This window comes from Enterobacter cloacae, assembly GCF_013375935.1.
Lineage (GTDB): Bacteria > Pseudomonadota > Gammaproteobacteria > Enterobacterales > Enterobacteriaceae > Enterobacter > Enterobacter pasteurii.
The window spans coordinates 1,995,982-2,009,471 of sequence record NZ_CP056117.1 but is presented as its reverse complement, the minus strand read 5'-3'; the positions used below and the strand labels follow the sequence as shown (position 1 = coordinate 2,009,471).

Below are 13,490 nucleotides of genomic sequence, written 5' to 3'. Positions count from 1 at the left end.
TTATTCAGACATGACTGGCCGTGTAACGATTACACGGTGAGGGATGTTCTGCGTCACGTTTGTGGACTGCGCTAGACCGCTCCCCTTGAATGCGCGCCGCTTTTCCGCAACACTAGGTAGTGTGTAAACGCTTACCCCAATAAGAAGGTGTTAAATGGCGACAATTAAGGATGTGGCTCGTCTGGCCGGCGTGTCCGTCGCGACCGTCTCCCGCGTGATCAACAACTCTCCTAAAGCCAGCGACGCATCACGCCAGGCCGTTCAGGACGCCATGGAAAACCTGAATTATCACCCTAACGCCAACGCGCGCGCCCTCGCCCAGCAGTCAACGGAAACCATCGGGCTGGTGGTGGGCGACGTGTCCGATCCTTTTTTTGGCGCGATGGTCAAAGCCGTGGAGCAAGTCTCGTATCACACCGGTAATTTTCTGCTGATTGGCAATGGCTACCACAACGAACAAAAAGAGCGCCAGGCCATCGAGCAGCTGATCCGCCACCGCTGCGCAGCGCTGGTGGTTCATGCCAAAATGATCCCCGATGCCGAGCTGATTCACCTGATGAAACAAATGCCGGGAATGGTGATTATCAACCGTATTATTCCCGGTTTTGAAACGCGCTGCGTGGCGCTCGACGACCGTTACGGCGCATGGCTCGCCACCCGCCATCTTATCCAGCAGGGCCATACCCGAATCGGCTATCTGTGCTCGAACCACCCGATCTCCGATGCGGAAGATCGCCTTCAGGGCTATTATGACGCGCTGCGCGAGGCCGGTTTGCCGTGCAACGATCGTCTTGTGGCCTACGGTGAACCCGATGAGAGCGGCGGCGAGCAGGCGATGACGGAGCTGCTGGGCCGCGGGCGAAATTTCACCGCCGTTGCCAGCTATAACGATTCCATGGCCGCAGGCGCGATGGGCGTGCTAAATGACAACGGGATAGACGTTCCGGCAGAAATTTCGCTGATTGGCTTTGATGATGTGCTGGTGTCCCGCTACGTTCGCCCTCGCCTGACCACCGTTCGCTATCCGATTGTGACCATGGCAACGCAGGCGGCGGAGCTGGCGTTAGCGCTGGCCGAGCATCGCCCGCCACCGGACATTACGCATCTGTTCAGCCCGACCCTGGTGCGCCGTCACTCGGTGGTGCCGCCCGCGGACGCATCGAGCGAATAGCGATAGAGATGGACGGTTTTGTCCGGGTATTCCAGCGCATCGCCGATGTAATGCCAGCCGTAACGTTCGTAGAAGTCGCGGCAGGCGGACCAGAGATGAAGCTCCTGATACCCGGCGCATCGGGCATAGCCAATGACGTGTTCCTGAAGCTTTCCCGCCAGCCCTTTTCCCCGGGCGGCCTCATCGACATACAGCGCGGCCAGCCACGGGTAAAGATCCTGCCGGGAGATCAAATCGCAACGCCACAGCCCAACGGTGCCAAGCAGGCGGTTGTTTTCAACCGCAATAAAGGTGAGAGGTAGCGCGCCCGGCGTCCTGCTGTGCTCAACAATGCTCTGGAAAAACCCTCGCGGCAGCCCCTCGCCAAAGGCGGCCCATATCCAGTCGATAACCTGCTCCGTGAACTGCGGCGCAGCGTAAAGCGGCAGAATAGTCACACCAGCTTCCCCTGGAAAATGGGTACCGATTCGAAGAGAAAGCCGTCAAAATCCGGCGCGTCTTCGTCCGACAGCTCAAGCAGGCTCTTTTTGACATTTTCTAGATGCTGGAACATCGCCTGCCAGGCGCCCATCACGTCGCGGCGGCGGAGCGCGGCAAGGATGGTTTGCCTGTCGCCGAGCCACTTCAGGCGCCAGGCGCGGCTGGCGATGTGTCCGTTAAACTGCTGCCACAGCGGGCTGCTGTCCATGTGGTGCCAGACGCTCTCCACGGTCGCCAGCAGCATCTGGTTTTGCGTGGCTCCCGCCAGCACCAGGTGAAACATCTTGTTGTTGTCCTGGCTGCGGTCGTCGGTGGCAATCGCCCGCTGCTCCTGCTCGATGATGCGGCGCAGGTTATCAATGTCGGCGCGCGTCGCCATTTTTGCGGCAAAGGCAGCAATGTTGCTTTCGAGCAGCTGGCGCGCCTGGAGAATTTCAAACGGACCGACGTCGCTGTTCAGAAAACGCTCTTCCTCGTTTTCGTGCTCCTCCGGGATACGCATCACGTAAACGCCAGACCCCTGGCGAATATCTACCGTCCCCTGAAGCTCAAGCATCAGCAGCGCCTCGCGCACGATGGTGCGGCTGACGCCATAGGTTTCGGCAATATTGCGCTCCGGCGGCAGGCGCGATCCAACGGGATAATGCCCCTGGATAATTTGCGCCCGCAGATCCTCGCCAATTTCCTGGTACTGTTTTTTTTCCGGCAGGATGACAGCCTTATCCACGTTTTCACCTGTGTTTTTCAGTTAATGCGCGGGCCGGGCGTCCTCCCGGCCAGTTTGTGCGCTATTTTACCAGAAGGCTTACTTCCATTCATCGTCAACCCTGAGCGTAAGCACGCGCTCATCGCGCAGCTGACGGAACCAGGACGCCGATTTTTTTGCCCGCCGGGCGCGATGGTTCTCAAGGTCGATCTCAATCAGCCCGTAGCGGTTTTTAAACGCGTTCATCGGCGAGACGTTATCCGTGAAGGCCCAGAGCATATAGCCGCGACAGTTCGCCCCCTCCTCCCGCGCCAGCAGCGCGTAGTAGAGATGTTCACCGATAAACGCGATGCGGTAGCCGTCATCAATAACGCCGTCTCGATTGCGGAACTGCGCTTCGTTCTCCACGCCCATTCCGCTTTCCGCCACAAACCAGTCGATGTTGCGATAGTCGTTTTTGATCCGCATCGCCATGTCGTAAATGATGCGCGGATAGATCTCCCAGCCGCGGGAGGCGTTCATCCGCCGTCCGGGCGGCTCGAACGGCTCGTAGTAGTACGCCGGGTGGAACGGCGTCTCCGGATGCCAGGCGCGGGACGGCGCTTTAACGCGGTGCGGGTAATAAAGGTTGATGCCCAGCTCGTCGACGGTGTTGTTGGCAATCAGCGCCAGCTCGTCGGCGGTATAGTCCCACGGCACCTGATGCTGCTCCAGCAGGGTAAAAAGCTCTGCGGGATAGCGCCCGTGCACCAGCGGATCGAGAAAGACCCGGTTGTAGAACAGATCGTACATTTCCGCCGCCCGAACGTCATGCGGCGCGCGGGAACGCGGATAGGTCACCTCCGGGTTGAGGATACAGCCCACCGAGCCGCTATACCCCTTCTCGCGAAACAGCTTCACGACCTTGGCCGTCGCCAGCACCTTATGGTGATTCCACTGCATCCAGGTGCCGGTGTTCTGCTCGTACGGCCAGCGCAGCGCGTCGAGGTAGACCCGCGTCTGGACGACAATCGGCTCGTTGAAGGTAAACCAGCGGGTGACTTTCCGGTGATAGCGCTCCAGCACCTTTTCCGCATAGCGGACAAACAGGTCGACGACGTGCTTTGACGCCCAGCCGCCGTAGCTCTCCAGCAGCACGCCAGGCAGTTCGTAGTGCTCCAGGCAGATCATTGGCTCAATGCCCTGGCGGTGCATTTCATCGAACAGCGCGTCGTAATACGCGGCGTACTCTTCGTCTACCGTCGCGTTTTCGTAGTCGGTCAAAAAGCGCGACCAGTTAATTGAGGTCCGGTAGTGCGTCAGCCCCGCCTGCTTCATCAGCGCCACGTCTTCGCGAAAGCGGTTGATAAAATCGGTTGCCACCGCCGGACCGTAGCCGTTGTGCCAGACGTGACGATCGTTTTTGTACCAGAGATCGATCCACGAATCCTGCCCCGGCTTTTTGCCGCTCCAGCCCTCGGTCTGCCAGGCCGATGCCGCCGCGCCCAGCATAAAATCCTGCGGTATAGCTATCTGTTTTGTACTCATCACATCCTCATGCGTTATCGGTGGCTTGTTGCAGCGCGGCCTGCTCTGCCCGGCGTGAGGCGATCTTCACAAACGGCAGATAGATAAGGACCGCGGTCACGATGCAGATAAGCTGGGTGACTACCGCGCCCATGGAGCCCGCGGTGGACAGCCAGGCGTTGATCAGCGGCGGCGTGGTCCAGGGCACCATCACCACGGCTTTCCCGGCGAATCCGGTCACGGTGGCAAAGTAACCGATAGATCCCGTCACCAGCGGCGTGATGATGAACGGAATGGCGAGGATCGGGTTGAGCATGATTGGCATACCGAAGATCACCGGCTCGTTGATGTTAAAAATGCCTGGGCCGATGGACAGCCTGGCGATCTCCTTCATCTCCTTACGTTTGGTGGCAATCATGACCGCAATCAGCAGGCCGATGGTGAGGCCGGAGCCGCCGATGCTCATATAGACGTCCCAGAACGGCATGGTGATGATGTTCGGCACCTCTTTGCCCTGCTCGAACGCGCTCATGTTGACGGTAATGGCTCCCAGCAGCAGCGGCTCGCGGATCGGCTTGATCATCTGGTTGCCGTGAATGCCGATCACCCAGAACAGCTGGGCGACAAACATCAGCAGCAGGATCCCCGGCAGGCTCTGCACCACGCGCTCCAGCGGCTGTTGCACCACCTGGTACACCGCGTCGTAGAGGTACATACCGGTAATTTGATGGAACACGAAGCCGAAGGTGGCAATGGCGGTGGTGGTGATAATCGCCGGGATCAGGGCGGAGAACGATGCGGCGACGTTCGGCGGCACGGTGTCCGGCATCCTGATCTCCAGGCCGTTACGGTTTTCCAGCCAGCAGTAGATCTCCACCGACAGGATGGCGATAAACATGCCGAGGAACAGGCTGCGGGTATCCGAGAACTGGCGCAGCAGCACGTCTTTCACCACGTGCATCTCGCCGTCCACCAGCATTTCTACCGTCGTTGGCGTTACGCAGATAAAGCAGATCACCGCCAGCAGGCCGGGAAACAGGGACTTAATGCCGTTGATGCGCCCAAGCTCAATGCCAATTAAAAACACCGCGCCGATGTTGAGGAAGTTCAGGGTAGCGTAGTTGAGCGCGCTGGTGATCGGCTTTAGCGCCGCGAGAAACGACAGGAATTCGAAGCTCGCCAGGCCGTTTTTCGGATCCAGCACCATATTGGAGATCAGTACCGAGAATGCCCCCACAATGATGACCGGCATTAAGGTAATAAACGCAGACTTGATCGCCATAATGTAGCGATAGCTGTTGAACGTGGTGGCAAAACTGCCCAGAGCGTCGATCAGTTTTTCCTGAAATGCCATAGGGTGATACCTCAGTAAAAGGGCTTTTATCGGATAAGGAGTACAGCCGGATACTATTGGTATGCCAAAAATAGCTTCCGTAGGCGCTTTGTTCTGTGATTAAGCTCCCAACGACGCCACAGGTATCCCAGATAGTGATTTATCACCATTTTGGTATACCAATTGCAGACGTTTATCCCGCAGGCGCGGATCGTTACCGAAAAGCGTGATCGTTATGGGGTTTTGCCTGCCCCGCGTCGCTTATGCGCCGGATGGTCTGTGTTAAACTGCACACCATTACGTGGAAGCAGGAATTTCGAATGGCAACAATGCTGGATGTCTCACTGCGTGCGGGCGTGTCGAAGGCCACTGTTTCGCGCGTGCTGAACGGCACGGGTCAGGTTAAAGAGAGTACGCGTCAGCAGGTATTCCGTGCGATGGAGGAGCTGGGCTATCGTCCGAACTTTCTCGCCCGCTCGCTGGCTAACCAGACCAGCAACAGCATTGGTCTGGTGGTCTCGACCTTTGACGGTTTTTACTTTGGCCGGCTGCTTCAGCAGGCGTCGCGGCAGACCGAAACGCACGGAAAACAGCTGATCGTCACCGACGGCCACGATGCGCCCGAACAGGAAGAACAGGCGGTGCAGATGCTCGCCGACCGCAAGTGCGACGCCATCGTGCTGTACACCCGCTACATGAGTGAAAAGACGATCCTGAAGCTGATCGACAGCGTGCAGACGCCGCTGGTGATCATCAACCGTGAAGTGAGCCAGGCGGCAGACCGCTGCGTCTTCTTCGAACAGCAGGATGCGGCCTTCAAGGCGGTGGATTACCTGATAGGCCAGGGCCACCGGGAGATCGCCTGTATCACCGTTCCGATCCACACCCCGACGGGCAAGGCGCGGCTGATGGGCTACCGGAAGGCGCTGGAGAAGCACGGCATTCGCCTGGACGAGCGGCGGATTAAATACGGCGATGCAGGAATGACGCGGGGCTACGAGCTGTGCAAAGAGCTGATTGCAGAGAAAACGCCGTTCAGCGCCCTGTTTGCCTGTAACGATGATATGGCGCTTGGCGCCTCCAAAGCATTACACCAGGCCGGGCTTAAGATCCCGCAGGATATTTCGCTGTTTGGCTTTGACGACGCCCCCAGCGCGAAGTGGCTGGAGCCGGCGCTGTCGTCGGTGTATTTGCCGATCGACAGCATGATCGTCACGGCCATCGACCAGGCGATCCGGCTGGCAAAAAACCAGCCGGTAGAGGCCATCCCGCCGTTCACCGGCACGCTGGTGTTGCGCGACTCCGTGACAACGGGCCCCTGGTTTAATCAGACCAGCTCTAAGGCCAGCAGCTCCTGAATGGTCTGGCGACGGCGAATCAGCCGCGCCGCGCCATTATCAAACAGCACTTCCGGCAGCAGCGGGCGGCTGTTGTAGTTTGACGACATCGACGCGCCGTACGCGCCGGTATCGTGCAGCACCAGGTAATCTCCTGGCTTCACCTCGGGCAGCGAACGGGTCTCCACTTTGCCGCCCTCCTGCTGGGTAAAGACGTCACCGGATTCACACAGCGGGCCGGCAACCACGGTCTCGATGCGCGGCGCGTTGACCAGATCGCGGCCATCGGCGGCCAGCGCCGTAATATGGTGATAGCTGCCGTACATGGACGGGCGCATCAGGTCGTTGAAGCCTGCATCAATCAGTACAAAGTGACGGCTTCCCATCTCCTTCACGCTACGCACCTGCGCCACCAGCACCCCGGCTTCGGCAACCAGGAATCGACCCGGCTCAATTTCCAGCTTCACCGGATGGCCCAGATGGGCGGCGATGCTGTCGCGCGCGGCGCTCCACAGCCCGTAATAGTGATCCGTGTCGATCGCCTCTTCCCCTTCGCGGTAGGGGATCGAGAGACCGCCACCGGCGGAGATCGCCTCCAGATCCTGACCAAAGTCGATAACCTGGCGCACCATCGCGCCGCAGACCTGCTCAAGATGTCCGTAATCAACGCCGGAACCGATGTGCATGTGGATCCCCACCAGCTTCAGGTTATAGCGCTGCAATACCTCAAGGGCGGCGGGCATATCGGCATACCAGATCCCGTGCTTGCTGTTTTCGCCCCCGGTGTTGGTTTTCTGGCTGTGACCGTGACCAAAGCCCGGATTAATGCGCAGCCAGACGCGATGGCCAGGGGAAACCTGACCAAGCTGTTCCAGCATATCCACCGAGCCGGCGTTGACCGGAATCTGCAGCTCGTGCACGCGCGCCAGCGTGGCGTCGTCAATCAGGTCGGCGGTAAAGACGATCGCGTCGCTGTCGGCCTGTGGATCAAACCCGGCCGCCAGCGCGCGCTCGATTTCACCCAGCGATACGGAGTCAACCTTGACGCCCTGCTCGCGCATCAGGCGCAGGATGTGAATATTGGAGCAGGCCTTCTGCGCAAAGCGCACCACGTCAAACTGATGCAGCGCGGCGATCTTCTCGCGGACAATCTGCGCGTCGTAGACCCACACCGGGCAGCCAAATTCGGCAGGCAGGCGCAGCAGGTTATCGGCGTTTAAATCGGTATCGGTCTGGTTGAGCGGGCGCGGCATGGTAGTCTCCGTAAAGCTGTGTTTTTGTCATTACGCCACAGCCTGAAGAGAATAAAAAATATCGTTTTATCGTGAGTCTATGCAAAAATGATATGGATAACGCTCAGCCATCAGGTGCCCTATGCCCGCCGTTAACCTACGTCATATCGAGATTTTCCATGCGGTGATGACCACCGGCAACCTCACCGAAGCCGCGCAGATGCTGCATACCTCGCAGCCGACGGTCAGCCGCGAGCTGGCCCGCTTTGAGAAAGTGCTGGGCCTGAAGCTGTTTGAGCGCGCGCGGCAGGCTGCATCCAACGGTTCAGGGGCTGCGTCTGTTTGAGGAGGTACAGCGCTCCTGGTACGGGCTGGACAGGATCGTGAGCGCGGCGGAAAGCCTGAGGGAGTTCCGCCAGGGCGAGCTGTCCATCGTCTGCCTGCCGGTCTTTTCCCAGTCGTTTCTGCCGGTGCTGTTAGCGCCGTTTCTGGCCCGCTACCCGCAGGTCAGTCTTACCATCGTGCCGCAGGAGTCGCCTCTGCTGGAAGAGTGGCTATCAGCCCAGCGACACGATTTAGGTCTGACCGAAACCCTCGTCACGCCAGCGGGTACGGAACGCACGGAGCTGCTGTCGCTGGATGAGGTCTGCGTACTGCCCGCCAGCCACCCGCTTGCCCGCAAAGCGGTGCTGACCCCGGCGGATTTTCACGGTGAGAACTACATAAGCCTGTCACAGACCGACAGCTACCGGCAGCTGCTGGACGGCCTGTTTGCCGAACATCAGGTGAAGCGGCGGATGGTGGTGGAGACGCACAGCGCCGCCTCGATTTGCGCGATGGTGCGCGCGGGCGTCGGTATTTCAGTGGTAAACCCGCTTACGGCCATGGATTACGCCAGCAGCGGGGTTGTCCTGCGCCGGTTTAGCGTTTCCGTTCCGTTTACCGTGAGCCTGATCCGCCCGCTGCACCGTCCGGCATCTGCGCTGGTAGAGGCGTTTACCGACCATTTAATTGCCCATGCCCGCCAGGTGGCGCTTCGCTTACCTGACCTGCAAAACGTCCTCTGACAGCATAAACTCCACCGCATCGGCGGCATGAATGGCGGCGGTATCGAATACCGGGATCGGGCTTTGCGCGGCCGGCACCAGCAGGCCGATTTCGGTACAGCCGAAGATCGCCCCTTCCGCCCCCTGCTGCGCCAGCTTTTCGATGACGCTGACATAATACGCGCGGGAGCGTTCGCTGAAGGTGCCCAGACAGAGCTCGTCAAAAATAATCTGGTTAATGCGCGCCCGGTCAGCCTCGTCCGGGATCAGGCTTTCAATGCCGAACTGACTGCTCAGCCGCCCGCGATAAAAATCCTGCTCCATGGTATAGCGCGTGCCCAGCAGCGCCACGCGCGACATGCCGGCGGCAACAATGGCGCGCCCGGTGGCATCCGCGATATGTAAAAACGGCAGCGAGCAGCGGTTTTCAATGTGCGACGCCACCTTGTGCATGGTGTTGGTACACAGCAAAATCCCCTGCGCTCCCGCCCGCTCCAGCCCGAGCGCGGCGTCCGCCAGCATTTCTCCGGCCTTGTCCCACTCCCCGCTGGACTGGCAGGCCTCTATGTCGTGGAAATCCACGCTGTGCAGCAGCAGGCTGGCAGAATGCAGCCCGCCCAGACGCCGCTTAACGCCCTCATTAATCAGGCGGTAGTACGGGATGGTTGATTCCCAGCTCATTCCCCCTAACAGACCGATCGTTTTCATTTTTCCTCCCGTTCGTTTCACCCAGTGAAGCAAACTTGTGATCGCCTTTCCAGTTATTTGGCTAACCGTTTCCTTTTATCCACGGCTGAGATAAGTTAAATGAAACAATGTTTCATTACTTAACGGGGCAAAGAGATGTTTATATTCCATAAAGAGACCACGCTTGAGGATCTGGGGAATGGCGTGACGCGTCGTATTCTGGCGCACGACGGCAAGATGATGGCCGTGGAGGTGAATTTTGAGCAGGGGGCGATTGGCCCGATGCACAACCATCCCCATGAGCAGCTCACCTACGTTCTCTCGGGCGAGTTTGAGTTTACGATTGGCGAAGAGAAGCACGTGGTGACGGCGGGCGACACGCTCTATAAAGAACCGCACGTAATGCACGGCTGCGTCTGCCTGAAGCCCGGCACGCTGCTGGATACTTTTACGCCGGTGCGCGAAGATTTCCTGAAATAAAAAAAGGCGCCCGGTGAGCGCCTTTTTTGGCCGTTATTCCGTTACCGCCTCAGAAAGCGGCGCCGGCAGCGGAGTGCGGGCGCTCATTGCCTCGCGCAGCAGCACGCTGCCGCAGGCAAACAGTCCACCCAGCATACCCGCCAGAAGGACGATCAGGGCTTTGCCCGGGCCATCTTTTTTCACCGGCATTGATGGAGAGAGCTGATACTTGAATGGCTCAACGCTCACATCCTTGAAGGACAGCTTTTGCAGCTGTGCCAGGTAGTATTCACGGTTCTGGAAATCGGCATTCAGCTCGGAAACGTCCTTCAGATTTTTCTCGATCTGGAGCTTCTGGGCAATCCCGTCCGCGCCGAGGGCGACGGAGTAATCCGGATCGTCTTTTACCGCCTGTCCGTTGCTGTACACCGGCTTTTTGATCCCCGCCGCGTTCGCTACCTCCAGCGAGTAGTTCAGGCGCTGCAGGTTCGTATTGTGGATATTGGTCAACCGCACGCGATCCAGCTCCAGCTGCTGTTCAACCGTTCGGGTTTTCAGAAGCAGCTGATCGCGGATGTTCTGCATGGTCTCCTGCTCAACGATGCCGGAGATGTAGTGAATGTACCCGTCCAGAACCTTCTGCGCGTCTTCCGCCGTTGGGGCGGTGAAGCTCAACGTCCAGGAGAGGTACGGCGCTTTATCGGCATTTTTTTCCTGGGTGTTATCGGTTGCCTTCATTTTTTCGGAGATGCTGACCACCGCGCGGTGCAGCTCCAGCGGGTCAACCTGGGCGCCATCGAGCTGAGCCATCACGTACGGTGAGCTTTTCATATACTCTTCGAGCAGGGACTGCGACTGAAACTTTTTGATAAACTGGTTAAACACGTCCGAGCGAGAGACCTTCACGTCCACGTCAAGCACCTGTAGCGCAACCATCATCTGGCGCAGCGAGCTCCACTGCGTCTGTTCCGCCGGAGTGATCACCGCTTTACTGGTCCATTTTTGCGGCATCAGAAAGGCGATAGCGAGACCGACCAGCGCAAATGCGAACGCGATGGTGATGATTCGTTTTTTTGCCGCCAGCAGAACGTCCAGCAGGCCCAGAAGATCTATTTCTTTAGCGGTTACCGCCGGGGGAGCGTATTGAGGAAAATCGAGATCCGTATGTTTTTTGAAATCCATTGCTGACATAACTGTTCTTCTTCTAATGATGCAGTGAAATTCTGCCTGACAGGTTCCGGTTTACCGAATCATACAAGAAAGTAAGAATTATCTGAATGCCGAAATGGTACATCTGTAGACCTGCTATCAGATTTGGTAGTTAGCCACCTACCGTGACTATAGCCATGTTTGGCTTCACTTAAGCGCCGTTCCCCCTCTCTCCATCGTCTGCGGCAACCGCGCGGAAGAACGTCAAAAATGCCACCCACCTCACTATATTGAAACACCGTTTCGACACCGATCACATTTCCATCATTAAGCGAATGACGCGGAAACAAATCGCAATAATATAAAATAAAACGACGTTTTAATATTCAAGAACACCGGTTCGCCTCTTTTGAAATCCGAGGCGTCCGAAGCAAGCATCACACCAAAAAAGCGTTAAAAAACAAAATCTCATTACGTTATTGCCAGAAGCAGCACCCTGAATTTCAGCCCCTATGCCTCACAAATAAGGCTGGGGAGATGTAACAGAGCAGATTCCGTTTTAAACCATTGATTGCCAGGTAGGTATATATGAATGAAAACAAGCTGCTGGGGCTCGCGTGGATATCACCCTACATTATCGGGTTGATACTCTTTACGGCATTCCCCTTTGTCTCTTCGTTTTTCCTCAGCTTTACGGATTACGATTTGATGAGCCCGCCGGTGTTTAACGGCATTGAAAACTATCGCTACATGTTTACCGAGGACACGCTCTTCTGGAAATCCATGGGTGTGACCTTTGCCTACGTATTTTTAACTATTCCGCTAAAGCTCGCGTTTGCATTAGGTATTGCCTTTGTTCTGAACTTTAAATTACGCGGCATCGGCTTTTTCCGAACCGCCTACTATATTCCGTCGATCCTCGGCAGCTCCGTTGCCATTGCCGTATTGTGGCGCGCCTTATTTGCGATAGACGGTCTGCTGAATAGCTTTATTGGCGTATTTGGTTTCGACCCGGTGAACTGGCTGGGCGAACCGTCGCTGGCGCTGATGTCCGTTACCCTGCTGCGCGTCTGGCAGTTTGGCTCCGCGATGGTCATCTTCCTGGCCGCGCTGCAAAACGTACCGCAGTCCCAGTATGAAGCGGCAATGATCGACGGCGCCTCAAAATGGCAAATGTTCATGAAGGTGACCGTGCCGCTGATTACGCCGGTGATCTTCTTCAACTTCATCATGCAGACCACGCAGGCGTTCCAGGAATTTACCGGGCCATACGTCATCACCGGCGGCGGACCGACCTACTCAACCTACCTGTTCTCGCTCTATATCTACGATACCGCGTTTAAGTATTTCGATATGGGTTACGGCGCGGCGCTGGCGTGGGTCCTGTTCCTGGTGGTGGCCGTCTTTGCCGGTATCGCCTTTAAGTCGTCGAAATACTGGGTGTTCTACTCCGCCGATAAAGGAGGCAAAAATGGCTGATATTCAACAACTCTCCACGGCACGCGGCGTTGCCGAACGCGAAGTGGCCCGCACGCTGCGCAGAGAGAAAATCAACGCCAGTATTCGCTATGCGATCCTGCTGTTTGTCGGCCTGCTGATGCTCTACCCGCTGGTGTGGATGTTCTCGGCATCGTTCAAGCCGAACCACGAGATCTTTACCACCCTCAGCCTGTGGCCCGCGCACGCCACCTGGGATGGCTTTGTGAACGGCTGGAAAACCGGAACCGAGTACAACTTCGGCCATTACATGCTGAACACCTTTAAGTACGTGATCCCGAAGGTGATCCTGACCATTATCTCCTCCACCATCGTGGCGTATGGCTTTGCGCGCTTCGAAATCCCGTGGAAGAAATTCTGGTTCGCCACGCTCATCACCACCATGCTGCTGCCCAGCACCGTGCTGCTTATCCCGCAGTACCTGATGTTCCGTGAAATGGGCATGCTGAACAGCTACATGCCGCTGCACCTGCCGCTGGCCTTCGCCACGCAGGGGTTCTTCGTCTTCATGCTGATCCAGTTCCTGCGCGGCGTGCCGCGCGACATGGAAGAAGCCGCACAGATTGACGGCTGCAACTCCATTCAGGTGCTGTGGTACGTGGTGGTGCCGATCCTGAAACCGGCCATTATCTCCGTCGCCCTGTTCCAGTTCATGTGGTCCATGAACGACTTTATCGGGCCGCTCATTTACGTCTACAGCGTGGATAAATACCCGATCGCGCTGGCGCTGAAAATGTCTATCGACGTCACCGAAGGCGCGCCGTGGAACGAAATTCTGGCAATGGCGAGCATCTCCATTCTGCCATCCATCATTGTCTTCTTCCTGGCACAGCGCTACTTCGTACAGGGCGTCACCAGCAGCGGAATTAAAGGTTAAGAGGGAAAAA

At 57.4% G+C, this 13,490-nt stretch carries 12 protein-coding genes and 1 pseudogene; 6 read left to right on the top strand and 7 right to left on the bottom strand.

Annotation, left to right across the window (positions count from 1 at the left end; genetic code table 11):
• The first annotated feature begins 154 nt into the window (after window positions 1-154).
• Window positions 155-1,171 (top strand): HTH-type transcriptional regulator GalR, encoded by a 1,017-nt coding sequence (galR, locus tag HWQ14_RS09545; RefSeq protein ID WP_148418625.1) that lies wholly within the window; start codon window positions 155-157, stop codon window positions 1,169-1,171.
• Here the strand turns inward: galR and HWQ14_RS09540 are convergent.
• The 4 genes from HWQ14_RS09540 to HWQ14_RS09525 all read right to left on the bottom strand — a co-directional run bounded on the left by HWQ14_RS09540 (window position 1,132) and on the right by HWQ14_RS09525 (window position 5,217).
• Window positions 1,132-1,608 carry a GNAT family N-acetyltransferase gene (locus tag HWQ14_RS09540; protein WP_176609570.1) on the bottom strand — a complete coding sequence of 159 codons (477 nt, stop codon included), beginning with the start codon at window positions 1,606-1,608 and terminating at the stop codon, window positions 1,132-1,134. The genes galR and HWQ14_RS09540 overlap by 40 nt on opposite strands.
• Window positions 1,605-2,378 carry a GntR family transcriptional regulator gene (locus HWQ14_RS09535; RefSeq protein WP_148418621.1) on the bottom strand — a complete coding sequence of 258 codons (774 nt, stop codon included), beginning with the start codon at window positions 2,376-2,378 and terminating at the stop codon, window positions 1,605-1,607. The genes HWQ14_RS09540 and HWQ14_RS09535 overlap by 4 nt, the downstream gene beginning before the upstream one ends.
• 78 nt (window positions 2,379-2,456) lie before the next feature.
• Window positions 2,457-3,884: a glycoside hydrolase family 1 protein gene (locus tag HWQ14_RS09530; RefSeq protein ID WP_176609569.1), complete on the bottom strand. Its 1,428-nt coding sequence runs from the start codon at window positions 3,882-3,884 to the stop codon at window positions 2,457-2,459.
• Window positions 3,885-3,891: 7 nt separating this feature from the next.
• Window positions 3,892-5,217 carry a PTS sugar transporter subunit IIC gene (locus tag HWQ14_RS09525; RefSeq protein ID WP_176609568.1) on the bottom strand — a complete coding sequence of 442 codons (1,326 nt, stop codon included), beginning with the start codon at window positions 5,215-5,217 and terminating at the stop codon, window positions 3,892-3,894.
• 299 nt (window positions 5,218-5,516) lie between these two features.
• Here HWQ14_RS09525 and HWQ14_RS09520 point away from each other — a divergent pair, with 299 nt between their 5' ends.
• Window positions 5,517-6,554, top strand: coding sequence for a LacI family DNA-binding transcriptional regulator (locus HWQ14_RS09520; protein WP_176609567.1), 1,038 nt, complete (start codon window positions 5,517-5,519; stop codon window positions 6,552-6,554).
• Here HWQ14_RS09520 and lysA read toward each other — a convergent pair.
• On the bottom strand, window positions 6,524-7,786 hold the full coding sequence (lysA, locus tag HWQ14_RS09515; protein WP_148418665.1) for a diaminopimelate decarboxylase: 1,263 nt from the start codon (window positions 7,784-7,786) through the stop codon (window positions 6,524-6,526). The two genes, HWQ14_RS09520 and lysA, sit on opposite strands and share 31 nt — an antisense overlap.
• A 121-nt stretch (window positions 7,787-7,907) precedes the next feature.
• On the opposite strand from lysA, the pseudogene HWQ14_RS09510 reads away from it, so the two are divergent.
• Window positions 7,908-8,775, top strand: a pseudogene (locus tag HWQ14_RS09510) (LysR family transcriptional regulator); the annotation flags it as partial.
• A gap of 30 nt (window positions 8,776-8,805) precedes the next feature.
• Here the strand turns inward: HWQ14_RS09510 and HWQ14_RS09505 are convergent.
• On the bottom strand, window positions 8,806-9,519 hold the full coding sequence (locus HWQ14_RS09505) for an aspartate/glutamate racemase (protein ID WP_176609566.1): 714 nt from the start codon (window positions 9,517-9,519) through the stop codon (window positions 8,806-8,808).
• 135 nt (window positions 9,520-9,654) lie between these two features.
• Between HWQ14_RS09505 and HWQ14_RS09500 the strand changes: the two genes are divergently transcribed.
• The gene (locus tag HWQ14_RS09500; RefSeq protein WP_154126085.1) at window positions 9,655-9,978 is read left to right on the top strand and encodes a cupin domain-containing protein; all 324 of its coding nucleotides are present in this window, start codon (window positions 9,655-9,657) and stop codon (window positions 9,976-9,978) included.
• Window positions 9,979-10,011: 33 nt separating this feature from the next.
• Here the strand turns inward: HWQ14_RS09500 and wzz(fepE) are convergent, their stop codons facing one another.
• The gene (gene wzz(fepE), locus HWQ14_RS09495; protein WP_176609565.1) at window positions 10,012-11,148 is read right to left on the bottom strand and encodes an LPS O-antigen length regulator Wzz(fepE); all 1,137 of its coding nucleotides are present in this window, start codon (window positions 11,146-11,148) and stop codon (window positions 10,012-10,014) included.
• Window positions 11,149-11,694: 546 nt separating this feature from the next.
• Between wzz(fepE) and HWQ14_RS09490 the strand changes: the two genes are divergently transcribed.
• Entirely contained in the window at window positions 11,695-12,585 is an 891-nt protein-coding gene (locus tag HWQ14_RS09490) for a carbohydrate ABC transporter permease (protein ID WP_006811834.1), read from the top strand.
• Window positions 12,578-13,480: a carbohydrate ABC transporter permease gene (locus HWQ14_RS09485; RefSeq protein ID WP_176609564.1), complete on the top strand. Its 903-nt coding sequence runs from the start codon at window positions 12,578-12,580 to the stop codon at window positions 13,478-13,480. The genes HWQ14_RS09490 and HWQ14_RS09485 overlap by 8 nt, the downstream gene beginning before the upstream one ends.
• The last annotated feature ends 10 nt before the right edge of the window (window positions 13,481-13,490 follow it).

Excerpts from the sequence above, each read along its gene's own strand:
- galR (WP_148418625.1), top strand. The coding sequence starts at position 155 with ATGGCGACAATTAAGGATGTGGCTCGTCTGGCCGGCGTGTCCGTCGCG.
- HWQ14_RS09530 (WP_176609569.1), bottom strand. The coding sequence starts at position 3,884 with ATGAGTACAAAACAGATAGCTATACCGCAGGATTTTATGCTGGGCGCG.
- HWQ14_RS09525 (WP_176609568.1), bottom strand. The coding sequence starts at position 5,217 with ATGGCATTTCAGGAAAAACTGATCGACGCTCTGGGCAGTTTTGCCACC.
- HWQ14_RS09520 (WP_176609567.1), top strand. The coding sequence starts at position 5,517 with ATGGCAACAATGCTGGATGTCTCACTGCGTGCGGGCGTGTCGAAGGCC.
- lysA (WP_148418665.1), bottom strand. The coding sequence starts at position 7,786 with ATGCCGCGCCCGCTCAACCAGACCGATACCGATTTAAACGCCGATAAC.
- HWQ14_RS09505 (WP_176609566.1), bottom strand. The coding sequence starts at position 9,519 with ATGAAAACGATCGGTCTGTTAGGGGGAATGAGCTGGGAATCAACCATC.
- HWQ14_RS09500 (WP_154126085.1), top strand. The coding sequence starts at position 9,655 with ATGTTTATATTCCATAAAGAGACCACGCTTGAGGATCTGGGGAATGGC.
- HWQ14_RS09490 (WP_006811834.1), top strand. The coding sequence starts at position 11,695 with ATGAATGAAAACAAGCTGCTGGGGCTCGCGTGGATATCACCCTACATT.
- HWQ14_RS09485 (WP_176609564.1), top strand. The coding sequence starts at position 12,578 with ATGGCTGATATTCAACAACTCTCCACGGCACGCGGCGTTGCCGAACGC.